This is a genomic window from Variovorax cryoconiti (assembly GCF_051216395.1).
Taxonomy (GTDB): domain Bacteria; phylum Pseudomonadota; class Gammaproteobacteria; order Burkholderiales; family Burkholderiaceae_C; genus Variovorax.
Window position 1 is genome coordinate 20,049 of sequence record NZ_JBPJZI010000001.1, and the last position, 22,967, is coordinate 43,015.

At 68.2% G+C, this 22,967-nt stretch carries 23 protein-coding genes; 11 read left to right on the forward strand and 12 right to left on the reverse strand.

The features are described from left to right. Positions 1-103 precede the first annotated feature (103 nt). The 3 genes from ACSFA2_RS00105 to ACSFA2_RS00115 all read left to right on the forward strand — a co-directional run bounded on the left by ACSFA2_RS00105 (position 104) and on the right by ACSFA2_RS00115 (position 4,104). On the forward strand, positions 104-607 hold the full coding sequence (locus ACSFA2_RS00105) for a sigma-70 family RNA polymerase sigma factor (protein ID WP_286649177.1): 504 nt from the start codon (positions 104-106) through the stop codon (positions 605-607). A gap of 28 nt (positions 608-635) precedes the next feature. After that, positions 636-1,601, forward strand: coding sequence for a FecR family protein (locus ACSFA2_RS00110; protein ID WP_435453284.1), 966 nt, complete (start codon positions 636-638; stop codon positions 1,599-1,601). Between the two features lie 94 nt (positions 1,602-1,695). Continuing rightward, complete coding sequence (locus ACSFA2_RS00115; protein WP_435453285.1) at positions 1,696-4,104, forward strand: TonB-dependent siderophore receptor; 2,409 nt, start codon at positions 1,696-1,698, stop codon at positions 4,102-4,104. Positions 4,105-4,162: 58 nt separating this feature from the next. Here the strand turns inward: ACSFA2_RS00115 and pcaG are convergent, their stop codons facing one another. Together pcaG and pcaH are read right to left on the reverse strand one after the other, a co-directional pair. Beyond that, a complete protein-coding gene (gene pcaG, locus ACSFA2_RS00120; RefSeq protein ID WP_435453286.1) occupies positions 4,163-4,768 on the reverse strand; it encodes a protocatechuate 3,4-dioxygenase subunit alpha in 606 nt (201 codons plus the stop codon). 16 nt (positions 4,769-4,784) lie between these two features. Then, entirely contained in the window at positions 4,785-5,516 is a 732-nt protein-coding gene (pcaH, locus tag ACSFA2_RS00125) for a protocatechuate 3,4-dioxygenase subunit beta (RefSeq protein WP_435453287.1), read from the reverse strand. Between the two features lie 96 nt (positions 5,517-5,612). Here pcaH and ACSFA2_RS00130 point away from each other — a divergent pair, with 96 nt between their 5' ends. Then, positions 5,613-6,581: a LysR substrate-binding domain-containing protein gene (locus ACSFA2_RS00130; protein WP_435453288.1), complete on the forward strand. Its 969-nt coding sequence runs from the start codon at positions 5,613-5,615 to the stop codon at positions 6,579-6,581. Here ACSFA2_RS00130 and ACSFA2_RS00135 read toward each other — a convergent pair. From ACSFA2_RS00135 to ACSFA2_RS00155, 5 genes are read right to left on the reverse strand one after another with little or no spacing between them, the layout of a single operon-like run. Continuing rightward, positions 6,568-6,999, reverse strand: a complete 432-nt coding sequence (locus ACSFA2_RS00135) for a DUF1841 family protein (protein ID WP_435453289.1) — start codon at positions 6,997-6,999, stop codon at positions 6,568-6,570. The two genes, ACSFA2_RS00130 and ACSFA2_RS00135, sit on opposite strands and share 14 nt — an antisense overlap. A 43-nt stretch (positions 7,000-7,042) precedes the next feature. Next, the gene (locus ACSFA2_RS00140; protein ID WP_435453290.1) at positions 7,043-8,032 is read right to left on the reverse strand and encodes a tripartite tricarboxylate transporter substrate binding protein; all 990 of its coding nucleotides are present in this window, start codon (positions 8,030-8,032) and stop codon (positions 7,043-7,045) included. Positions 8,033-8,085: 53 nt separating this feature from the next. Further along, entirely contained in the window at positions 8,086-8,877 is a 792-nt protein-coding gene (locus ACSFA2_RS00145; protein ID WP_435453291.1) for a class II aldolase/adducin family protein, read from the reverse strand. Between the two features lie 16 nt (positions 8,878-8,893). Continuing rightward, positions 8,894-9,376, reverse strand: a complete 483-nt coding sequence (locus tag ACSFA2_RS00150; RefSeq protein ID WP_435453292.1) for a MaoC family dehydratase — start codon at positions 9,374-9,376, stop codon at positions 8,894-8,896. 15 nt (positions 9,377-9,391) lie between these two features. Continuing rightward, positions 9,392-10,558, reverse strand: coding sequence for a CaiB/BaiF CoA transferase family protein (locus tag ACSFA2_RS00155; RefSeq protein ID WP_435453293.1), 1,167 nt, complete (start codon positions 10,556-10,558; stop codon positions 9,392-9,394). A 116-nt stretch (positions 10,559-10,674) separates the two neighbouring features. On the opposite strand from ACSFA2_RS00155, the gene ACSFA2_RS00160 reads away from it, so the two are divergent. Then, on the forward strand, positions 10,675-11,562 hold the full coding sequence (locus tag ACSFA2_RS00160) for a LysR family transcriptional regulator (protein WP_435453294.1): 888 nt from the start codon (positions 10,675-10,677) through the stop codon (positions 11,560-11,562). A gap of 14 nt (positions 11,563-11,576) precedes the next feature. On the opposite strand, the gene ACSFA2_RS00165 is transcribed toward ACSFA2_RS00160, so the two are convergent. After that, complete coding sequence (locus ACSFA2_RS00165) at positions 11,577-12,365, reverse strand: IclR family transcriptional regulator domain-containing protein (RefSeq protein ID WP_435453295.1); 789 nt, start codon at positions 12,363-12,365, stop codon at positions 11,577-11,579. 118 nt (positions 12,366-12,483) lie between these two features. On the opposite strand from ACSFA2_RS00165, the gene ACSFA2_RS00170 reads away from it, so the two are divergent. The 6 genes from ACSFA2_RS00170 to ACSFA2_RS00195 all read left to right on the forward strand — a co-directional run bounded on the left by ACSFA2_RS00170 (position 12,484) and on the right by ACSFA2_RS00195 (position 17,896). Continuing rightward, entirely contained in the window at positions 12,484-13,185 is a 702-nt protein-coding gene (locus tag ACSFA2_RS00170; RefSeq protein ID WP_435453296.1) for a 3-oxoacid CoA-transferase subunit A, read from the forward strand. Positions 13,186-13,244: 59 nt separating this feature from the next. Beyond that, positions 13,245-13,886: a 3-oxoacid CoA-transferase subunit B gene (locus ACSFA2_RS00175; protein WP_435453297.1), complete on the forward strand. Its 642-nt coding sequence runs from the start codon at positions 13,245-13,247 to the stop codon at positions 13,884-13,886. Between the two features lie 41 nt (positions 13,887-13,927). Continuing rightward, positions 13,928-15,136: a 3-oxoadipyl-CoA thiolase gene (gene pcaF, locus ACSFA2_RS00180; RefSeq protein WP_435453298.1), complete on the forward strand. Its 1,209-nt coding sequence runs from the start codon at positions 13,928-13,930 to the stop codon at positions 15,134-15,136. Between the two features lie 52 nt (positions 15,137-15,188). After that, positions 15,189-15,917, forward strand: coding sequence for an SDR family NAD(P)-dependent oxidoreductase (locus tag ACSFA2_RS00185; RefSeq protein ID WP_435453299.1), 729 nt, complete (start codon positions 15,189-15,191; stop codon positions 15,915-15,917). Positions 15,918-16,076: 159 nt separating this feature from the next. Continuing rightward, positions 16,077-17,069, forward strand: coding sequence for a Bug family tripartite tricarboxylate transporter substrate binding protein (locus ACSFA2_RS00190; protein ID WP_435453300.1), 993 nt, complete (start codon positions 16,077-16,079; stop codon positions 17,067-17,069). 65 nt (positions 17,070-17,134) lie between these two features. Further along, positions 17,135-17,896: a sulfite exporter TauE/SafE family protein gene (locus ACSFA2_RS00195; protein WP_435453301.1), complete on the forward strand. Its 762-nt coding sequence runs from the start codon at positions 17,135-17,137 to the stop codon at positions 17,894-17,896. Positions 17,897-17,909: 13 nt separating this feature from the next. Here ACSFA2_RS00195 and ACSFA2_RS00200 read toward each other — a convergent pair whose 3' ends face one another. The 4 genes from ACSFA2_RS00200 to ACSFA2_RS00215 are packed head-to-tail and all read right to left on the reverse strand — an operon-like array spanning position 17,910 to position 22,924. After that, entirely contained in the window at positions 17,910-18,434 is a 525-nt protein-coding gene (locus ACSFA2_RS00200) for a MarR family winged helix-turn-helix transcriptional regulator (RefSeq protein ID WP_435453302.1), read from the reverse strand. An 11-nt stretch (positions 18,435-18,445) separates the two neighbouring features. Next, complete coding sequence (locus ACSFA2_RS00205; protein WP_435453303.1) at positions 18,446-20,164, reverse strand: acyl-CoA dehydrogenase family protein; 1,719 nt, start codon at positions 20,162-20,164, stop codon at positions 18,446-18,448. Positions 20,165-20,183: 19 nt separating this feature from the next. Continuing rightward, positions 20,184-21,173, reverse strand: coding sequence for a tripartite tricarboxylate transporter substrate-binding protein (locus ACSFA2_RS00210; protein WP_435453304.1), 990 nt, complete (start codon positions 21,171-21,173; stop codon positions 20,184-20,186). Between the two features lie 26 nt (positions 21,174-21,199). Continuing rightward, the gene (locus ACSFA2_RS00215; protein ID WP_435453305.1) at positions 21,200-22,924 is read right to left on the reverse strand and encodes a tannase/feruloyl esterase family alpha/beta hydrolase; all 1,725 of its coding nucleotides are present in this window, start codon (positions 22,922-22,924) and stop codon (positions 21,200-21,202) included. Between the last annotated feature and the right edge of the window lie 43 nt (positions 22,925-22,967).

Sequence of the window (22,967 nt, forward strand, 5' to 3'; positions counted from 1 at the left end):
GCACGTCCGGGGGCAATGTTTCCAGCTGGCCTTGAATGGACAGGACTACAAAGAAGTTAAGATAAGAATAGTTCTCATTCGTTGATGCTTGAAGCGATTCACCGTGCCATCCGACGTCGTCGTGCTGCAGCAGCATATCCACACGCTCTACAGCGACCATCACGGCTGGTTGCAGGGCTGGCTGCGCAAGAAGCTTGGATGTACCCACGGTGCTGCCGACTTGGCACAAGACACCTTTCTGCGCTTGCTGACGTCGCGTGTTCCTTCACATCTGGACGAGCCCCGGGCCTATCTGACCACCGTGGCTCGCCATGTGCTGCTGAACCATCACCGGCGGCAGAAGCTGGAACGGGCCTGGCTGGCAGAACTCGCGCAGGTGCCACCAGCGTTCGCGCCATCGGCGGAGGACCGCGCGATGGTTCTCGAGACGCTCGTGGCCATCGATGCCATGCTCGACGGTCTGTCGACCAAGGCACGACGGGCCTTTCTGCTCAGTCAACTCGACGGGATGACCTACGCCGAAATTGCCGCTGAAACCGGCGTTTCGGTCAGCCGCGTGCGCCAGTACATGTCGCAGGCGCTCACGCGCTGCTATGCGGCGCTCTAGCTCAGATTCAGGTGGTCTGCCGCAGAACTTGCATGCGGCGCCCGATGCCACCGATTCCATCGCCGCTCAGGCCATCGCATGGGCGGTGCAACTGCGCTCCGGCGAAGCCACGGCGGCAGAACGCGCGGAATTCGAAGCCTGGCGGCGGCGCGATCCAAGGCATGCCGCCGCCGCCGAGCAAATCGACCGCGCCTTGGGCCGTTTGGAAGCGTTGCCGGACGGGCTGGCCCCGCGCCAGGCCATGCGCCGCAGCTTGCTGCCGCAGCCGGGGCGGCGCACCGCCTTGCGCAGTAGCGTGGGGCTGGCGTTCGTGGGCGCAGGTGGCGGCCTTTTATGGGCCCATGCGCAGCGCCCCCTGTCTGCGCTCGGTGCCGATTTCGCGACAGGCACGGGAGAGCGCCGCGTCCTCGTTCTGAACGATGGCAGCCGCCTGTGGCTCAACGCCCGCAGCGTCGTGGAACAGGCTTTCGACGGCACGGCTCGTCGTCTGCATCTGCGGGCCGGCGAACTGATCGTCGATGTTGCCAAGGAGTCCGGCACGCGCGCCTTCATCGTTCAGACCTCGGAGGGCAGTGTTCAAGCCCTGGCAACACGCGTCCTGGTGCGAAAGCAGGAGGGCAGCAGCCTGATCGCGGTACTTCACGCTGACGTGCGGGTCGCCCCGTTGCACGGCGATGCGGTCACGCTCACCCAAGGCCGGAGCGCCCGCCTTACCGCACAAGGCGTGCGGCAGGAGACGCTGTCGCCGCAGACCGCCAGCGCCTGGGAAGACGGCTTTGTCGAGGTGCATGATCGACCGCTGCAGGACGTGGTGGACGCCCTGCGTCCCTATCGCCCCGGCCTGTTGCGGGTCTCCCCGCAGGCCGCCCGCCTGCGGGTGACCGGCAGCTTCTCCCTGGACGACAGCGAACGCACGCTGAGCGCCCTTGCTGCGGCGCTGCCGATCACCGTCCAGCGGCGCACCGGCTGGTGGGTGAGCATCGACGTCAGCTGATTTTTTTGCATCCCTCTGTCACTTTTCTCCGCTCGCGGTTCATGGCTGATGAAGACCTCGACTTCAGCCATCCACTTGCTTTCCGGAGAAACGCATGCATCCACACCATCGCCCTGACGGCACGTCCAATCCGTTGCACCCACTCTCTCTGGCAGTTCTGCTCGCGTTGACGGGTTCGCTGTTCCATCAAGCGGCCTGGGCGCAGTTGGGCGGCAGCACCCAAGCCTCTGCCTACGATCTGCCCGGCGGACCGTTGGACGCCACGCTCACCGGCATCGCCCGCCGGGCTGGCCGCATCATCGTCATCGATCCCGCGCTGGTCGCCGGCCGTACCAGCGCCCCCGTGCGTGGCAATCTGACGACGGAACAAGCTTTCGCCCAGGCACTGACCGGCACCGAGTTGGAAATAGCGCGTAGCGATGAGCGCGGCTACACGCTGAAGAAAGCCCCGCCGGTGGTGGGGAAGCCTGAAGCAACAGCGCCGCTCGGAGCGCCCATGTTGCCCATGGTCACCGTGAGCGCTGGAGCCGGGCAGGAGACCGCAACCGGTCCTGTCGACGGCTATGTGGCCAGACGCAGTTCGACCGGCACGAAAACGGACACGGCAACCCGTGAGATCCCCCAGTCGATCTCGGTCGTGACCCGCGACGTGCTGGATGCGCGCGGCGCTTCGAGCCTGGCCGAGGCTTTGGAGTACACGCCGGGTTTCACACCCATGACCTACGGGCGCGATGACCGCTACGATTGGTCGATTGCCCGTGGCATCGGCACCACCTACGGCGCCAACTACCGGGACGGACTGAAGGAAGTGGGCGGCGCCTATGCCGTGCCCCGGCTCAACAGCTACGGCGTGGAACGCGTCGAATTCCTCCGCGGCCCGGCTTCGCTGCTCGTCGGCAGCAATGCACCCGGCGGGGTCGTCAACTCGATCACCAAGCGACCGACCCAGGAAACGCAACGCGCGATCCGGCTGCGCGCAGGAGATCTCGATCGCCAAGGCGTGGCCGCCGACCTGTCCGGCCCGTTGAACGAAGATGGCACGGTGCTCTATCGGATGGTCGCATTGACCGAGCACTACGACCTGCCGACCCCACAAACCGACAAGGATCAGCGCTATTTCGCGCCTTCGCTGACGCTCCGCCTGAACCGCGATACCGAGCTGACGCTGTTGGCGGACGTCCAGCAGGAGAAGATCAAAGGTGACGCGTACCCCTACAGCTACGACGAAGCCTTCGGCCGCTACGTCAGCGTGGTCGAAAGGGGACGGGACCGCTTCTATCGCGACCAATGGTCGGGCGGATTCCTGCTGGACCACCGCTTCAGCGACGCATTGAGCTTTCACAGCCGCACCCGATACACGAACACCAAGCTCGACTACCGGCGATCGTTCCCGGCCGGCATTCCAAGCGGGACGCTCGTGGAACGCGCCGCGCAGGACATGCAGGACGAAGGCAAGGCATGGCAGTCCGACAACTTTGTCGAGGGCAAGTGGTCGGTCGGCAAGTGGGCCAACACGACGATCGCCGGTCTCGATCTGAGCAACGTCGAAGGCGCGATGTACCGCGGCGTCGGCATGACTTCACCCTATGACCTGTCGACAGGCCAGGGCGTGGGCGCGTACATCGCACCGGAACTCGTCCCGTTCCAGCTCTCGAAGAGCCGGCAGGCCGGCCTGTATGTGCAGAACCAGGCCAAATTCGACAACCAGTTCGTCGTTGTGGCGGGCCTGCGTCAGGACCGCTATCGGGAGACCGTCATCGCCTCCTGGGCCGATGCGCCCATCCGGCAAAACAAGGTGACCGGACGCCTGGGAGGCGTCTGGCTGTTGGCCGACGGCCTGTCGCCCTATGTGAGCTACAGCACTTCGTTCGAGCCCCAATCGGGCGCCAGCTTCGATGGCACGCCCTTCAAGCCGACGAGTGGGCGTCAGTACGAGGTCGGCTTGCGCTACGAGCCGCAGGGCACGAACGCGATGATCTCGGCCGCGGTGTTCGACATCTCGCAGCGCAACGTGTCGGTGACCGATCCGCTGCGACAGGACTTCAGCGTGCAGCGCGGGCAGGTAGGCTCACGCGGGCTGGAGCTTGAGGCCAACGCCAGCCTGAGCCGGGGGCTCGACGTGACGGCGAGCTACAGCTACACAAACGCCAAGGTGACCGAGGACACCAACCCTGCGCTGGTGGGGCGCAAGAACGGTTTGGTGCCTGCGCACAAGGCGGCGGTCTGGTTGAACTACCGGGTGCCAGCCGATCTGATCCAAGGACTCAAGCTGGGGCTTGGCATCCGCCACACCGGCAAGGTCCCCGACTATGACAATGTGCGCTGGGTGCCGCGGGTCACGCTCGTGGATGCTCGCGTGGGTTACCAGGTGAATCGTCAGTGGGAAATTTCACTCAATGCGCGCAACCTGTTCGACAAGAAGCATCTCGTCAATTGCAGCTACGGCAGTTGCTATCCGGGTGACGAACGGGAGTTCGTAGCGACGGCCAACTATCGTTGGTAGAGGCCGATCTTTCGCTAGCGCGCCGGAAGGCGCGCCCCTTCTGCATGCGGGAAAAGACTCAGACGTCGAAGAACACCGTCTCGTTCGCACCCTGCATATGGATGTCGAAGCGATAGAGCACCGCGCCGTCCTGCTCCACGCGCTGTGCGATCAGCGTGGGGCGGCGCGCGGCGGGCACGCTCTGCAGCACTGCGTCCTCGGCGTTGGCGGCCGCCTCGTCGCTGAAGTAGATGCGCGTGAAGGCGTGCAGCAGCAGGCCGCGCATTGTCACGATCACGTTGATGTGCGGCGCCTCGCCCGGCGCTTCGGCGCCCGGCTTCACGGTGTGGAACACGAAGCGCTTCTGCGCGTCGGTGCCGGTGCCGCAGCGGCCGAAGGCGCGGAAGCCGCGGGCCTGCGCGTCCTCGACGGAGGTCGGGTAGCGGCCTTCGCCGTCGGGCTGGCTGATCTCGAGCATGGCGTCGAAGATCGCGTTGCCGTCGCCGTCGAACACCCGGCCCTCGAGCCGGATGCGTTCGCCGGTGGCGTCATCCAGCGCGACGGTCGCGTCGAAGGGCTGGTCGAAGTCGTAGCCGTACTGCGTGGCCGTGAGGCCGTAGGCGAAGTAGGGGCCGACCGTCTGCGACGGGGTCTGGCCGAAGTTGGTTTCCAGTGCGCTCATCATGGGGGAGTCTCCTGCTTCAGCGGTTTTCGAAAGGCGTCTCGTCGGCACCGCGCAGCACGATGTCGAACTGGTAGCCCAGCGCGAAGTCGGGCTCGGTGATGTCGAGGCTGAAGTCGGCGATCAGCCGGTTGCGGTACTTCTCGGGCGTGCCGGTGACCATCGGGTCGTAGGGCAGCAGCGGGTCGCCGGGGAAGTACATCTGCGTCACCAGCCGGCTCGCGAAGTGCTGGCCGAAGAGCGACAGGTGGATGTGTTGCGGCCGCCACGCGTTGGGGTGGTTGCCCCACGGGTAGGCGCCCGGTTTGATGGTGAGGAAGCGGTAGCGGCCCTCGTCGTCGGTCAGGCAGCGGCCGGCACCGAGGAAGTTCGGGTCGAGCGGCGCGTCGTGCTGGTCGACCTTGTGCACGTAGCGGCCCGACGCGTTGGCCTGCCACAGCTCGACCAGCGTGTTGCGCACCGGGCGGCGGCGCTCGTCGAAAACCTGCCCGGTGAGGATCATGCGTTCGCCGATCGGCTCGCCGTTGCGGCGCGCGTTGCGCGTGAGGTCGTGGTCGAACTCGCCGATGCTGCCGTGGCCGTACACCGGCTGCTGCAGTTCGCCGAGCGAGGCCTTCAGCGGAATCAGCGGCTGCAGCGGGCCGCGCTTGGCCGTCGACTTGTAGCCGGGGTAGATGTAGGCGGGGTGGCTTTCCCAGTCGCGTGGGTCGAGCGCGGGCAGGGCGGTGCCGGGGGTGGCGGGTCGGTTCATCGGTGTCTCCATCGTCGGGGGAACTCGCACTCTATTCATGCGCGACGTTGATGTAAATTGACTGTTCTGGGATTTTTCATAACCAACGGTAATTCAATGACGACGCCTTCCGAGGTCTTCGCGCGTGGCGTGCAACTGCGGCATCTGCGCTGCCTGGTGGCGGTGGCGCAGGAGCGCCACCTGGCGCGCGCGGCCGAGCGGCTGTCGCTGAGCCAGCCGGCCATGTCGAAGACGCTGGCCGAACTCGAGGCACTGGCCGGTACGCGCCTGGTCGAGCGCGGCGAGGCCGGGCGACGCGGCATCCAGCGCTTCACCGTCGCTGGTGAACAGCTGCTGGCCCACGCGTTGCGGGTGCTCGAAGCCATCGACGCCGGCGCCCAGGCACTGCGGCCTGATGGCGGCGAGCGCGTCGAGCGCCTGCGCGTCGGCGCGTTGCCCAGCGTGGCGCCGACGCTGCTGGTCGATGCGTTGCTGGCGCTGCGCGAACGCATGCCGGCGCTGCAGGTCGAGGTGCGCACCGGCGTCAACGCCGTGCTGTTCGATGCGCTGCGCGCCGGCGAGCTCGACCTGGTGTGCGGCCGCATGAGCGACCCGCAGCGCATGGTCGGCTTGAGCTTCGAACTGCTGTGCGCCGAGCCGCTGGCGATGGTCGTGCGGCCTGGGCATCCGCTGGCCGGTGCTGCGTCACCGTCGGTGCAGGACGTGATGGCGCACCCACTGGTGGTCTACAGCGAAGGCACGATCCCGCGCCACCACACCGAGAGCCTGCTGTCGGGCCTCGGGCTGCGCCTGCCGGCCACGCACACGCAGACGCTCGACCTCGCGGTGGCACGGTCGTTGTTGCTGCGGTCGGATGCGGTGTGGTTCACGCCGGCGGGCGCCGTCCGCGACGAGCTGTTGTCGGGTGCGCTGGTGCGGCTGCGCGTGCCCACTGCCGGCACCGAGGAGCCGGTCGGCCTGCTGCTGCGCAGCGGGGTGGAACTGTCGGCCGCGCAGCGCACGCTGGCGGCCTTGCTGCGCGAAGGCGCATCGGCGCACGCGGCGGCGCTGCTCAGTCCCGCGTAGCCTTGCGCTGCACGCAATCGACATACGCCTCGCCATCGGGCGGACGGCCGGCGCGCTGGGCTTCCCACATCATCCGGCCGAGGCATTCCATCGCCGCGTGGTGCGCATCGAGCAGCGAGCTGCGTGCCGCCAGCAGTTCGACCGCCTGCCGAATGCCGCGCGGCTGGTCGATGGAGCATTGCTCGCTGATCGACAGGTGCATCGACAGGTGCAGGAACGGGTTCTCCTGCCCGTTCTTGCCGTCGTACACGCGGGTCACCGCGGCGTCGGCATCGGCCAGGTCGGCGTGGTATTCGGGATGCGCGTCGATCCAGCCGGCGGCGATGGTCTCGAGCGCTTCCATCGGCAGGCCGTCGCGGTGCTTGGCGTAGACGTTGCAGAAGAAGCGGCGCACTTCCTCTTGAGTGGGATTGAACATGATGCGTGCGAGGGTAGCACCGGCCGCAAGGCCGCACGGGCCGTCAGTCCAGCCGGACGTTCGCGCCCTTCACGATGGCACCCCACTTGGTCACTTCCTGTTGAAGGTAAGTCTTGAAGTCGGTCGGTTTCATCCATTCGGCGTTGAAGCCCTGGGCGGCGAGCCTGTCCTTGACGTCGGGCATGGCCAGCACCTTCTGCAGGTCGGCGTTGAGCTGCGCGACGATCGGTGCCGGCGTCTTCGCCGGTGCCAGCATGCCGATGAAGGCGACCGCCTCGAAGCCGGGGTAGCCCTGCTCCGCCACGGTCGGTATGTTCGGCAGCACGGGTGAGCGCTGCTTTCCCGTCACGGCCAGTGCTTTGAGCTTGCCGGAGGTCACGAAGGGGGTGGCCGAGATCATGGTGTCGAGCATGTAGGTGGTCTGGCCGCCCATGACGTCCGTCAGCGCGGGGCCGCTGCCCTTGTACGGCACATGGATGGCGCGGATGCCAGCTGCGCTCGACAGCATTTCGCCGCCCAGGTGCGTCGACGACCCATTGCCCGAGGAAGCGAAGGACAACTCGCCCGGCTTGGCCTTGGCGGCCGCGACCAGCTCCTTCACGTTGTTCGCCGGAAAGTCGGGCCGCGTCACCAGCACCAGCGGGCCCGTCATGACCATCGACACGGGGCTCAGGTCGGTCAGCAGGTCGTACTTGAGCTGGGCCTTCGGAAACAGCGACATGTTGATCGCGTGCGAGGTGGCGGCGATGAGCAGCGTGTAGCCGTCGGCCGGCGCATTGGCGACGAACTCGGCGCCGATGTTGGAGCCGCCACCGGGCCTGTTCTCGACGATGAAGGTCTGACCTTCCAGTTCGCCGAGCTTGCTCGCGAGCATTCGCGCCACGATGTCGTTCGGGCCGCCGGGGGCGTAGGGCACGACGATCTTCACGGGCTTTGAAGGGTACTTCTCCTGCGCCTGCGCCTGCGCAGGGGCTGCGGACAGGGCCGCCGCACAAGCCGCAGCCAGTGCGAGATGGTTGAACAGGGTTTTCATGGCTTTGTCTCCAGGGTCTTGGAATGGAACGGCGGAACGCGAGTGCCTGTGGCTCAGGTCTTGTAGGAAGGGTCTTCGCGATCGAGCTGGCGCAGCAGGGCGGGCCACTCCATCGGAGCGAAATTGATCTTGCCGCCCGGCCCGTAGCGCCGGGCCATGGTCTCGGCCAGTGCCGGGGGGGGCATGTGGAGCTCGGCACCGCTGGCCAGCGCGTCGACCTGCACCTTGCAGGCCGTCTCGAGCCAGTACATGAGGTTCCAGGCGTCCTGCACCGTGGGGCCGCAGCCCAGCAAGCCATGGTTGCGCAGGATCAGCGTGCTGTGCGGGCCGAGGTCGCGCGCGATGCGCTCGCGCTCGCTCATGTCGACGGTCGGTTCCTCGTAGTCGTGAAAGCCGATCGCGCCGTAGAAGCGCATCGCGGTCTGCGTCAGCGGCAGCAGCCCGTGCTTCATGGTCGACACCGCCATGCCGGCACGCGTGTGGGTGTGCATCACGCAGGCGAGGTCGCTGCGTGCGCCGTGCACCGCGCTGTGGATCATGAAGCCGGCCCGGTTGACCGGGAATTCGCCGAAGGCGCCTTCCGGTTTGTCGACGGTGTTGCCGTCGAGGTCGAGCGTGTAGAAGCACGACGCGGTGATCTCGGTGTAGAGCAGGCCGAAGGGATTGATCAGAAAGCGGCCTTCCTGATCCGGCACCTTGGCCGTGATGTGGTTGTAGATGAGGTCGCTCATGCCGTACTTCGCGACGAGGCGGTAGCAGGCGGCAAGGTCGGTGCGGACCTTCCATTCCGCGTCGCTGACGCGATCGCGGACGCAGGTGGGGCGCGAGAGGGTGGCGGTATGCATGGGGGGCCTTTCGGAGTCAGGTGGGCGACGGGCGCCCGGCCAGCATCCGGCGCGCCGTGTAGCGCAGCACGGGCTCGCCGCGCTGGTTGAACACGTCGACGTTCGAATCGACGATGGCGCGGTTGCCTTTGGAGGTCGGTCGGACCCCGGCCACCTCGACCACCGCGCGGATGCTGTCGTTCACCCGCACCGGCGCCAGGACCTTCTGTGTGCACTCGAGCATCGCCAGCCCGGTGCCCTGGATCATGGTCTGCAGGATGAAGCCCTCGATCAGCGCGTAGGTGAGCGCGGCCGGGACCGGGCGACCACCGATGGCGTCGGCAGCGCCTTCTGCATCAATGAAGATCGCCTCGAGCATGCCGGTGCACGAGATGAAGTTGACCAGGTCGGTCTCGGTCACGGTGCGGGTGAAGGTCTGGAAGGTCTGGCCGACGTGCAACTCCTGCCAGAAGAAGCCGAGGCCGAGCAGCGGGTGGGCGCCGGGCGATGGGGTGGTCATGGGTGCGTTTCCTCTTCAGTGGTTGAACGGCGCGATGCCGGCCTCGCGCAGCACCTCGTCGGTGTGCTCGCCCAGGCGCGGCGCCATGCGAACGGGCAATTGCTCGCGGTCGATGCGCACCGGCGCGCCGGGAAAGCGCAGCGTGCCCATGGCGGGGTCCTCGATCGTTTTGAAGAAGCCGGTGGCTTTCAGGTGCGGGTCGTCGGCGAGGTCATCGAGCCGGTTCATGCGCGACGCCGGCACCTCGAGTCGCGCGAACACGTCGAGCCATTGCGCTGTGCTGCGTGTTTCGATCACCTCGGCGGCCAACGCATAGAGCGCATCGATGTGGCGCGTGCGCTCTGCGATGTTCACGAAACGCGGGTCGGCCGCGGCCTCGGGCCTGCCGGCTTCGAGAAAGAAGCGCTGCCAGTGCGTGTCGGTGTAGGGCATGGCGCAGAGGTAGCCGTCGGCCGTGCGATAGGGGCGGCGGTGCTTCGCGAAGAGCCGCGGATAGCCGGCGTCGGCCAGCGGCGGCACGAAGTGGTGGCCGTACAGGTGCTCCACCAGGTTGAATGCGGCCATCGACTCCAGCATCGGCACCTCCACGTAGCCACCCTGGCCGGTGCGCTCGCGCCGGAACAGCGCGGCCAGGATGGCGTGGGTGGCCACCAGGCCGGAGGTCTTGTCGGCGGCGATGGTCGGAAAGTACTGTGGTGTGCCGGCTTGCCGCTCCATCAGCGCGGCGCAGCCGGACAGGCCCTGGATGATGTCGTCGTACGCCGGCATGCCGCCGTAGGGGCCGTCCTCCGCGAAGCCGTGCAGTCCCACGTAGACCAGGCGCGGGTTGCGGGCCAGCAGCGTGTCCGGGTCGAGCCCGATGGCGGCGAGCTTCTGCGGACGGATGCTGTGCATCAGCACGTCGGCCCCATCGACCAGCACCAGCAGAGCGGCGCGAGCGTCGGCGCGCTTGAGGTCGAGCACCACACTGCGCTTGCCCCGGTTCACGCCCAGAAAGATGGCGCCCATGCCCGCTTCGGTGCTGGGGCCGGTGCGGCGGGTGGAGTCGCCTTCGGGCGGCTCGATCTTGATGACGTCGGCGCCGTACTCCGCGAGGTTCTGGCTGGCATACGGGCCGAGCACCACCGCGCTCAGGTCGAGCACGCGGACGCCGGCAAGCGGAAGGGTCGATGCATTGTTCATCGGTGGGACGGCGGTGTCTCGGGCCGCTCGGGTTTTCAGGAATGGCCCGACTCTAGAAACGGCGGCGTAATGCGTCCAATACCGTTGGCGACCCCTGCCATACATGCTGGATATCAATGGACCTGAGACAACTTCGCCAGTTCGTTGCGCTGGCCGACACGCTGAGCTTCCGCCGTGCGGCGGAGCGCCTGCACATGGCGCAGCCGCCGCTGTCGGTCGCGATCCGCAAGCTCGAAGAGGGCATCGGCATGCCGCTGTTCACCCGTCTGCCGCGCGGGGTGCAGCTCACCGCCGCGGGCAACGCGGCGCTGCGGGCGGCGCGTCAATGCCTGGCGCAGGCCGAGCGCATACCGGCGCTGGCGCGTGCCGCGGCGCAGGGCGAGAGCGGCGAACTGCGCATCGGCTTCGTCGGCTCGGCGACCTACGCATTGATGCCGCGTTTGCTGCCGGCCTTTCGCGCGCGCTATCCGCAGGTCACGCTGGTGCTGCGCGAGTCGAACAACCTCGATCTGCTGGCCATGATCGAGGCCGACCAGATCGACGTGGGCCTGGTGCGGCATCCCACTGCGTCGGCCAGCACGCTGCGTTTCGAGGTGGTGGAACAGGACGTGTTCTGCGCTGTGTTGCCCGCCAGCCACCGGCTCGCGAAGAAGCGCCGCATCACGCTGCAGGAGCTCGCAGCCGAGCCACTGATCGACTATGCATCGACCCAGGTGCCGGGTCTGCATGCGATGGCGATGCTGGCCTTTCGTCTGGCCGGGCTCGCGCCGCAGGCGGTGCAGGAAGCGACCCAGGTGCAGACCGTCATCAGCCTGGTGCAGAGCGGCCTGGGTGTGGCGCTGGTGCCATCGGTCACGCAGCATCTGGCCTTGAAGGGTGTGGTTTTCAAGCCCATCGCGGACCTCCCCGCAGCGGCCGCGATCGCCATCGCGATGGCCTCGCATCCGGACAGCGACAGTGCCCCGGCGCGCCGCTTCCGCGAACTCGCGTTAGCGCGCGGCTGAGAGGCCTCGCTCCTTCAGAGCAGCCGCGAAATCTCCGCCGCCGCGGCACGCAGCCCCGGCAGCATCGTCTCCTGCATCACCTTCGCACTGGTGCGGTTGGCCTGGCCGCTGATGTTGAGCGCGGCCACGGTGCGGCCGTTGCGGTCGGTCACCGGCGCGGCGATGGAGATGAGGCCTTCTTCCAGTTCCTGGTTCATCAGGCACCAGCCCTGGCGCCGCGCCTGCGCGACCTTGGCGACCAGCGTGTCGACATCGGTGACGGTGTAGCGCGTGAGCGCGGTGCGGTCCGAGGCTTCGAGTCGCTCGCGCACCGTGGCGTCGTCGAGGTCGGCCAGCAGCATGCGGCCCAGCGAGGTGCAGTAGGCCGGCAGCCGCGTGCCGACCGCGAGGTTGATGCGCATGATCTTGTGCGTCTGCACGCGCAGCACGTAGACGATGTCGGTGCCGTCGAGCACCGCGGCCGAGCACGACTCCTTCACCTGCCGCACCAGCGCTTCCATCACCGGCTCGGCGCGGTTCCAGATCGGCATCGACGACAGGTAGGCGAAGCCGAGTTCGAGGATGCGTGCGGTCAGCCCGAAGCGCTTGCCGTCGGTCTCGACATAGCCGAGCGATTGCAGCGTGAGCAGGATGCGCCGTGCGCCGGCGCGCGTGAGGCCGGTCGCGGCGGCGACTTCGCTGAGCGTCTGGCGTGGCGCGGTGGCGCTGAAGGAGCGGATCACCTGCAGTCCGCGTGCGAAGGACTGCACGTAGCTGTCGCCCGGCGCCGGGGCGGTCTCCTCTTCTTGTCTCGTGTTTGCCATCGGTGGCCTTTGTTGTTTAGAATTCATTATAAGAACAAATGTTCGTCATACGAACAAATTGAAGCCTCCCTCCGAGTGTCATGCTCGGCTTCTCCATCCTTCACCGGAGACAGATTCCATGATCGACAAGATCGCGCCTTCGATCGCCGACGCCATGTCGGGCATCCAGGACGGTGCCACCGTCCTGATCGGCGGCTTCGGCACCGCCGGCATTCCGCTCGAACTCATCGACGGCCTGATCGAACAGGGCGCTCGCGACCTCACGGTCGTCAACAACAACGCGGGCAACGGCGAGACCGGCCTCGCGGCGCTGCTCAAGGCCGGCCGTGTGCGCAAGATCATCTGCAGCTTCCCGCGCCAGGTCGACAGCCAGATCTTCGACGGCCTCTACCGCAGCGGCAAGCTCGAGCTCGAACTGGTGCCGCAGGGCAACCTGGCCGAGCGCATCCGCGCCGCCGGTGCCGGCATCGGCGCCTTCTTCTGCCCGACCGGCTACGGCACCGAGCTGGCCAAGGGCCGCGAAACGCGCGAGATCGACGGCAAGCACTACGTGCTGGAGTACCCGATCTACGGCGACGTGGCGCTGGTCAAGGCCGAGACGGGCGACCGCTGGGGCAACCTGAACTACCGCATGGCCGCGCGCAACTTCGGCCCGGTGATGGCGATGGCGTCGAAGAAGACGATCGCGACCGTGCACGAGATCGTCGAACTCGGCGCGCTCGACCCCGAAAGCATCGTCACCCCCGGCGTGTTCGTGAAGCACGTGGTGAAGATCGATCGCGTGGCCACCCAGGCCGGCGGTTTCAAGAAGGCGGCTTGAGCTGCCGGGCCGCCCCAAAGCGAAAACCGTAGCGCGAAAGCGCGTAGGAACAAATTCTCATGGCTTACCAACGTCGCACCAAGGACCAGCTCGCAGCGCGGGTCGCACAGGACATCTTCGACGGCGCCGTCGTCAACCTCGGCATCGGCCAGCCCACGCTGGTGGCCAACCATCTGCCGGCCGGCCGCGAGATCGTGCTGCAGAGCGAGAACGGCATCCTCGGCATGGGCCCCGCGCCCGCCGCAGGCAGCGAAGACTACGACCTCATCAACGCCGGCAAGCAGCCCGTCACGCTGCTGGCGGGCGGCTCGTTCTTCCACCATGCCGACAGCTTCGCGATGATGCGCGGCGGCCACCTCGACATCTGCGTGCTCGGCGCCTTCCAGGTGTCGGCCACCGGCGACCTGGCCAACTGGAGCACCGGCGAAGAAGGCGCCATCCCCGCCGTTGGCGGCGCGATGGACCTGGCCATCGGTGCGAAACAGACCTGGGTCATGATGGACCTCTTGACCAAGGCCGGCGCGAGCAAGATCGTCAAGGAATGCAGCTACCCGCTGACCGGCATCGGCTGCGTCAAGCGCGTCTACTCCGACCTCGCCACGATCGAATGCACGCTCGACGGGCTCAAGCTGATCGACCTGGTCGACGGCCTCACGCACGCCGAACTCGAAAAGCTGATCGGCCTGCCGATCGCCGCTTGACCGCATCACGCGATGCCCAACGACACCACCAAGGAAGAGACATGAGCAGCAAAGAAGCCTTCATCTGCGACGCCATCCGCACACCCTTCGGCCGCTACGGCGGCGCGCTCTCGAGCGTGCGCACCGACGACCTCGGCGCGATCCCGCTCAAGGCGCTGATGGAACGCAACAAGAACGTCGACTGGCAGGCCGTCGGCGACGTGCTCTACGGCTGTGCCAACCAGGCCGGCGAAGACAACCGCAACGTGGCGCGCATGTCGGCGCTGCTGGCCGGCCTGCCGCTGGAACTGGGCGGCGCGACCATCAACCGCCTGTGCGGTTCGGGCCTCGACGCGGTCGGTTCGGCCGCGCGTGCCATCAAGGCCGGCGAAGCGGGCCTGATGATCGCCGGCGGCGTCGAAAGCATGAGCCGTGCGCCCTTCGTCATGCCCAAGGCCGAGTCGGCCTTCAGCCGCGCCAACGCGGTGTACGACACGACCATCGGCTGGCGCTTCGTCAACAAGCTGATGAAGGCGCAGTACGGCGTCGACTCGATGCCCGAGACCGCGGAGAACGTCGCCACCGACTACAAGATCGAGCGCGAGGCGCAGGACTTGATGGCGCTGAATTCGCAACTGCGCGCAGTGGCGTCGCAGAAGTCCGGCTTTTTCGACGCGGAGATCGTGCCGGTAACCGTGCCGCAGAAGAAGGGCGACGCGATCATCGTCAACAAGGACGAGCATCCGCGCGAGACCAGCATGGCGTCGCTCGCCAAGCTCAAGGGCGTGGTGCGCCCCGATGGCACCGTGACCGCCGGCAACGCCAGCGGTGTGAACGACGGCGCCTGCGCGTTGCTGCTGGCCGACGAAGCCAGCGCCGCCAAGAACGGCCTGACGCCGCGCGCCCGCGTGGTCGGCATGGCCACCGCCGGCGTGGCGCCGCGCGTGATGGGCATCGGCCCGGCACCCGCCACGCAGAAGGTGCTGGCGCTGACCGGTCTGACGATCGACCAGATGGACGTGATCGAACTCAACGAAGCCTTCGCGGCCCAGGGCCTCGCAGTGCTGCGCCTGCTCGGCCTGAAGGACGACGACGCCCGTGTGAACATCAACGGCGGCGCCATCGCGCTGGGCCACCCGCTGGGTGCCAGCGGTGCGCGCCTGGCGACTACCGCCATCAACCAGCTGCACAAGCAGGGCGGCCGCTATGCGCTGTGCACGATGTGCATCGGCGTCGGCCAAGGCATCGCGCTGATCCTCGAGCGCGTCTGATCCGCGTTCTTCCCCGGGGCCGCGGTGCGGCCCGCTTGAAGTGAAAGTGTCTATGAGTCCACAAGAAGTCGCCCTGGTCACGGGCGGCAGCTCCGGCATCGGCCGGGCCACCTGCGAGGCGCTGCTGGCGCAAGGCCGCACCGTCGTCAACCTCGACTACAACAAGCCCGACTGGAGCCACGAGAAGCTCGTGTCGTTCCAGGCCGACCTGACGAAGGAAGCCGAGACGCAGGCAGTCGCCAAAGAGATCACCTCGACCTATGCCGTCACGGCGCTGGTCAACAACGCCGGCGCGACGCGCCCCGGCACGATCGACACCGCGACGATGGCCGACCTCGACTATGTCGTGGGCCTGCACTTCAAGGCCAGCATGATCCTGATCCAGGCCGCGCTGCCGGCGCTGCGCGCGTCGGGCCACGGCCGCATCGTGAACGTGGCCTCGCGCGCCGCGCTGGGCAAGCCCGAGCGCATCGTCTACTCGGCCACCAAGGCCGGCCTGATCGGCCTCACGCGCACGCTGGCGATGGAACTCGGCGGCGACCAGATCACCGTGAATGCCGTGGCGCCGGGCCCGATCGCGACCGAGCTGTTCCGCAAGAGCAACCCCGAAGGCGCGCCGCAGACCAAACGCATCATCGACAGCATCGTCGTGAAGCGTCTGGGCACGGCCGACGACGTGGCGCGCGCGACGATGTTCTTCCTCTCGCCGGACAACGGCTTCGTCACCGGACAGGTGCTCTACGTGTGCGGCGGCACGACGCTGGGTGTCGCGCCGATCTGAACGGTCCGGCTCCTGTCCCTCTCCGCGGGCGAACTTTTCGCCAATTCTTTCAGGTGCAGCCCTCAAGTTCTCAGGGTAAGTGCCGATATAGAACCTGTTTCGTCCGCTTCGCTCCAGGCGCATGACCGCCTGTGTTTCCATCTTTTCCGAGGATTTCCCATGTCTGCACTGAATCGCCGTACCTTCGCGCTCGCCACCGTGGCTGTCGCCAGCGCGTTGTCGCTGGCCCCCCTGGCCGCACAGGCCCAGGCCGCCTTCCCGAGCAAGCCGATCACGATCATCGTGCCGTTCTCGGCCGGTGGCACCACCGACATCCTGGCCCGCGTGGTCGGCCAGTTCATGAGCACCGACCTCGGCCAGCCGGTGGTGGTGGACAACCGCGCCGGTGCCGGCGGCAACATCGGTGGCCAGGCCGCGGCACGCGCCACGCCCGACGGCTACACGATCTTCATGGGCACGGTGGGCACGCACGCCATCAACCAGGCGCTCTACAAGAAGATGCCTTTCGACCCGATCAAGGACTTCGCCCCGCTGTCGCGCGTGGCGATGGTGCCGAACCTGCTGGTGGCCAACCCGTCGCAGCCGTACAAGAACGTCAAGGAACTGATCGCCTATGCCAAGGCCAATCCGGGCAAGGTGAACTTCGGTTCGTCGGGCGCCGGCAGCTCCATCCACCTGTCGGGTGAACTGTTCAAGCAGATGGCCGGCGTCGACATGCAGCACGTGCCGTACCGCGGCAGCGCACCGGCCGTGTCCGACCTGCTGGGTGGCCAGATCTCGATCATGTTCGACAACATGCCCTCGGCCATTCCCCACGTGAAGGGCGGCAAGCTGCGTCCCCTGGCCGTGACGACCGCCAAGCGTTCGCCGGCCCTGCCGGACGTGCCGACCATCGCCGAATCCGGCGTGCCCGGCTACGAAGCGACCTCGTGGTTCGGCCTGCTGGCCCCGGCCGGCACGCCGGCGCCGGTCATCGCCAAGCTCAACGCCTCGATCCTCAAGGCGCTGGCCAATCCGGAAGTGAAGAAGAAGCTGGCCGAGCAGGGCGCCGAAGCCGCGGGCGAGAAGCCGGAGCAGTTCGCCGCCTTCATCGTGGCCGAGACCGCCAAGTGGGGCAAGGTCGTGAAGGAATCCGGCGCGACCGCCGACTGATCTTCTCGATCTGACCGTGTGAGCGGACGGGGGAGAATCCCCGGCTTTGTCCGAGAGACCGAGCCTTGACCTTCCCCGTCATCACCGACCCATTCTTCTACGCGGTCGCCGTTCCCGCCGTGCTGCTGCTCGGCATCAGCAAGAGCGGCTTCGGCGCCGGCTTCGGCTCCCTGGCGGTGCCCATGATGGCGCTGGCCGTCACGGTGCCGCAGGCCGCGGCCATCCTGATGCCGGTGCTGCTGCTGATGGACCTCTTGGGCATCGCGGCCTTCCGCAAGGATTTCGACCGCCGCCTGCTGGCCTTCCTCATCCCCTGCAGCCTGGTCGGCGTGCTGCTCGGCGCCTTGCTGTTCCGTGTGCTGTCGGCGCACATGGTGTCCGGCATCGTCGGCGTCTTCACGCTGCTCTTCCTGGCGCAGCGCCTGGTCTTTCCGCCCAAGCCCGGGGACCCGCCGCCGCCTCGCGCGGTCGGCGCCGTGCTGACGGCGCTCTCCGGTTTCACCAGCTTCATCGCGCACGCGGGCGGCCCGCCGCTCAATGCGTACCTGATCCCGCTGCGCCTCACGCCCGTGGCCTTCACCGCCACCGTGGCCTACCTGTTCTTCGTGGTCAACCTGGCCAAGTGGGTGCCGTACGCGTGGCTCGGCCTCATCGACCTGCGCAACATGGCGACCTCGCTCATGCTGCTGCCGATCGCGCCGCTGGGCGTGTGGATCGGCATCCGCATCGCGCGGCGCATCAACCCGCTGTGGTTCTACCGCTTCGTCTACTTCGGCATGCTGCTGGCCGGGTTGAAGCTGGTCTGGGACGGCTTCATCGCGCCCTGAGCACCGGCCCGGTTCAGAGGTAGATCTTCTGCAGCAGGCGGATCAGCGTGTCGCGTTCGCGCTCGGTCAGGCGTGCGCTGGCATCCTGCTCGAGCTCAATGACGGCCGCTTCCGCCTGGGCCACCAGCTGGTGGCCGGCCGGCGTGAGGTGCAGGCCCAGTGCGCGGCGGTCGTGCGGATGGGGCCGGCGCTCGATGAGCCCGCGCCGGTCCATGTCGGCGACGATGTTGACGAAGTTGGGCGGCAGGATATCCAGCGTCGCGCACAGCTGGCGCGAGGTGGCGCCGGGGTTGTGTTCCAGCAGCGAGAGCACCGAGAAGTCCACCGGCTTCATGCCGTAGACCGCCATGCGTTCGGCGAAGGTGGCGCTGATCACCAGGTAGGCGCGGCGGGCGTTGTAGCCGACCAGGCCCTCGAGCACGCGGGTGTCGAGCGGCTCGGGCCCGGCGTTGCTGTTCGGTGCGGTGGCCGCGGGCGCTGAAGAAGCGAGGGAAGCTATGGAAGCGGCGCGTTTGCGCGGGCGGGGTGCGGTGGCCATCGGCGCCGAGCCTAGCGCATCGCCCCGGCCTGCTGCGCGATCGTCTCTTCGCAGGCGCGCTTGACGATGCCGGCCCGCATCTCGAACTCCGGCAGCACCCAGCGCCGGAACGCCGCGGCCGCGCGGGCGTGGCCCGCGTCCGCGCCCGGCGCATGGCCGATGCGCGCCCAGGCCCAGGCCAGCATCGCGAGCATCACCAGCCGCAGGTAGTCGTCGGCCACCTCGTAGGCCAGGCGCGGGCGGGCGTGGGCGGCCATCGCGAGCTGGGTGGTGAGGTAGCGCAGCTGCGCCAGGCGGCGCTGCACGTCGGCGTCGGCCTCGCGTGAGGCGTCGAGTTCGTTGCGCAGCGCGAGCAGCGCTGCGGCCAGGCCGGCACCGGCGTCCGGCAGCACCTTGCGCACCAGCAGGTCGATGGCCTGGATCTCGTTGGTGCCCTCGTAGATCATCGTCACGCGCGCGTCGCGCACGATCTGCTCGATGCCCCATTCCCGCACGTAGCCGTGTCCTCCGAAGACCTGCAGGCAGGCGCTGGCGCCGTCGAAGGCCTGCTGCGTGCAGGCCGCCTTGAGCACCGGCGTCACCAGGTTGCACCACCGCTGCGCGGCGGCGCGGGCGGCGGCGTCGGCGCCATGGCGGGCGATGTCCAGTTGCATGGCGGTGCGGTAGGCGATGAGGCGGGCGCCGTCGATCCAGGCGCGTTGGGTGTCGAGCACGCGCGCGACCGCCGGGTGCTCGATGATCAAGCTGGCGTCATCGCCGATCGCGCCGGGCGCCCGCATCTGGCGACGCTCGCGGGCATAGGCGTCGGCCTTCTGCCAGGCGGCGTCGAGCAGGCCGATGCCCTGCAGCGCCACATGCAGCCGGGCGGCGTTCATCATCACGAACATGGCGGACAGGCCGCGGCCGGCTTCGCCCACCAGCCAGCCGGTGGCGCCGTCGAAGCGCATGACGCAGGTCGGGCTGCCGTGCAGGCCCATCTTCTCCTCGATGCGCTCGCAATGCACCGCGTTGCGCGACTCGTCGTCCAGCCGCTTGGGCACCAGCGCCAGCGACAGCCCTTTGGGGCCGGCCGGTGCATCGGGCAGGCGGCAGAGCACCAGGTGCACGATGTTGTCGGTCAGGTCGTGCTCGCCGCCGGAGATGAAGATCTTGGTGCCGGCCACGCGCACGCTGCCGTCGGCCTGCACTTCGGCGCGGGTGCGCACCTGGCCCAGGTCGCTGCCGGCCTGCGCCTCGGTCAGGCACATGGTGGCCAGCCATTCGCCGCTGGCGATCTTCGGCAGGTAGCGCTGCTTCAGCGCCTCGCTGCCGTGGTGGCGCAGGCACTCGAACGCGCCATGCAGCAGCCCGGGCGCCATGGTGAAGCCGTGGTTGGCGGCGGCCAGCCATTCGTACAGCACCGCCTCCAGCACCGCGGGCAGGCCCTGGCCGCCGTCGTCGACCGGCACCGCGAGCCCGGGCCAGCCGCCGGCCACGAAGGCGCGGTAGGCCTCGGGGAAACCGGGTGGCGTCTGCACCGCGCCGCCTTCGAGCCGGCAGCCGATCTCGTCGCCGGTGCGCTGCAGCGGCGCGACGATGTCCGCCACGAAGGTGGCCGCCTGGTCCAGTACCTGGCCCTGCAGTTCGGCGTCGACCTCGGCGAAGGGCGGCAGCGCGGCCAGCTGGCGCGGCGCGTCCAGCACGGCCTCGAGCAGGAAGCGGGTCTTTTCGGTGGAGGGGCGGTAGTTCATCGTGGCGGTCGGGCGGTTTTCAGGACTCGGCGGTGAAGCCGATCTGCTTGACCAGCGGCGCCCAGCGCTCGAATTCCGCCTTCTGGTCGGCCGCCATCTCCTGGGCGCTGCTGGGGTGTGCCAGCAGGCCGACCAGCGCGAGCGAATCGATCACCGCCTTGTCCTTGAGCGCCTGGTGGATCGCCGCGTTGGCATTGGCCAGCGTGGCCGCCGGCGTGCGTGCTGGCGCATAGAAGCCGAACCATTCTTCCGACGTGACGTCGGGGTAGCCCAGCTCGGTGAAGGTCGGCACGTCGGGCAGGTAGGGCGAGCGCTGCCTGCCCGAGGTGGCCAATACCCGCACGCGGCCGGCCTTCATGTACTGCAGGTAGTCGCCGCTCGGGTTCATCGCGGCCGACACCTGGCCGCCGACCAGGTCGGTGATGCTGGGCACGGTGCCGCGGTAGGGCACGTGGCGCAGCGGTACGCCGGCGCGCAGGCCGAGCAGGGCGCCCAGCAGGTGCGGCATCGAGCCGGCGCCGGGTGAACCGTAGTTGGCCTTGTCCGGGTTGGCCTTCGCCCAGGCCAGGAAGTCCTTGAGCGTCTTCACCTCGGCCGGCACCGCCGGTCCGACGGCCAGGCCATGGAACATCACCGCGCCGATCGAGACCGGGGTCACGTCCTCCGGCTTGTAGCTCAGCTTCGGGTAGATGTGGGGATACACCGCGAGCGCCGAGACCGGCGCCAGCGCCAGCACCGAGCCGTCGGCCGGCGAGGCCTTGAGCGTCTCGATCGCGATGCGGCCGCCGGCGCCCGGCTTGTTCTCGACCACGCCCGGGTTCTTCGTGTAGGCCGTGCCGGCCAGCTTCTCGGCCACGCGGCGCGCCACGCTGTCGCCGGCACTGCCGGGCGGGAAGCCGTAGAGGATCTTCACCTGGTCGAGGCCCTGCGCCAGCGCCGAAAGCGGTGCCAGCGCGCCGAGGGCGGCGACGCTGCCGAGGGTGTGGAGGAAGTGGCGACGGTCGGTCATGGTGTTGTCTCCTTCGTTGTATGGGGTCAGCGGCAACTGAAACTGCCGGCCTCTTCGAGGCTGCCCGTGCCGTCGTAGCGGACGACCTTCGGATAGGGGCACAGCGGCCGGCTGCGGTTGGGCGCCCAGCTCGCCGGCACGTCGGCATTGACGCCGCCGGCGTTGCCGGCACCGCGCGCGGTGGCGAGCACGCGTTCGGGCGCCTGCCCTTGCTCGACCCAGTTCACCAGGGCGCTCAGCATGTCGAACTGCTCGGTGGCCGGGCCGCCGCTGCAATGGTTCATGCCCGGCACCAGGTAGAGCCGCGCGAAGTCGGCGGCATCGCCTGCGTTGTCGGCGCGCAGCTTCTGGTACCAGTCGACGCTGTCGTCGCTGGAGAAGATCGGGTCGGACGTGCCGTGGTAGACCATGAGCTTCGCGCCGCGCTGCTTCAGCGCCGGCAGCTTGCCGTAATTGGGCGGCGTCATGAAAGAGAGCGCGTTCTCGGTGTAGACCGCGTCGGTCGCCTGGATCTTCGTGAGCAGGCCGTCCAGGTTGCTGGTGAGCGAGAAGGTCGGCCCGTTGAAGCCGGTCGGGTTCTCCGGCGGCACCTGCCACACGAACGCGACGGCGCCCGAATCCAGGTTCAGCGAGTTGGAGAACTTCCAGCCGGCCCAGCCGCTCGTCGCCAGGCCCGCGTCGTAGGGGAAGCTGGCATAGATCGTCTTGCCGCTGCCGGTGGTCGCGCCCTGGAACAGGCGCGCGATGCTGTTCTTCTGCGCGGCGCTGAGGCAGCTGCCGTCGCGTGTGCCGCTGCAGGTCGGCACGTCGCGCGCCAGGTCGAAGCTGGCCTGGCAGGCGGCCGTGTCCTGCACCAGCCCGTCAACGGCGCCGTCGAGCGCGTCGCAGCGGGCCAGCACCGCCTGGCTCACCAGCGTGCGCTCGGCAACGGTGAAGCCGGTGGACGGATCGCCGGGCGTGGTGGCGAGGGCGTTGTAGGCCTGCGCACCGGCGATGTTCGCGATGGCCGCCAGCGGCAGGCGGGTGCCGGGGTTGCCCGCCAGCACGCCGTCGTACTGGTCGGCGTAGCGGGACGCGGCGACCATTGCATGGCGGCCGCCGTTGGAACAGCCACCGATGTACGACCGGTCCGGCGCCTTGCCGTAGGCCGCCTGGATCGCGCCCTTGGCCATCGGCGTGAGCGTGCCGACGGCCTTGTAGCCGTAGTCGAGCCGCGCCTGCGGGTCGAGGCCGAAGAAGGGGCCGAGCGCGCCGGCATGGCCTGCGTCCGAGCTCAGCACCGCGAAGCCCATGTTCAGCGCGTTGTTCAGCGGGCCACCGCCGCCGATGCCGCCGCTGGCGACGCCGATGCTGCCGTCGAGCCCGCCGTTGGCCTGGTAGAAGAAGCGGCCGTTCCAGTTGCGCGGCAGGCGCATCTCGAAGCCGATGGCATAGCTGCGGCCGTCGACCGCGCTCACCCGATCGTTCATGCGGCCGGTGACGCGGCAATGCTCTCCGACGTCCTGGCCGGCGATCTTCAGCGTGCCGGCCGGCACCAGTTCGGCGGCCGTCACCGTGGTGGCTGCGAAATTGAACTGGGTCGCGAGTTCGGCGCATTTCTGCAGGCTGGCCGGCGTGGCGGCGGAAAGCCGTGGCAGTGGTTCCGCCGCCGAGGACGTGCCGCCGTCCGAGCCACCGCCGCAGGCTGCGAGCAGGGCCAGTGGCGCGGCGAAAGCCCACGGACGCCGGCGCGAAGAACGATCGATCGTCATGCTGTGTCTCCTTCTTGGTGTGGGATGGGACCGCCGCACCGCG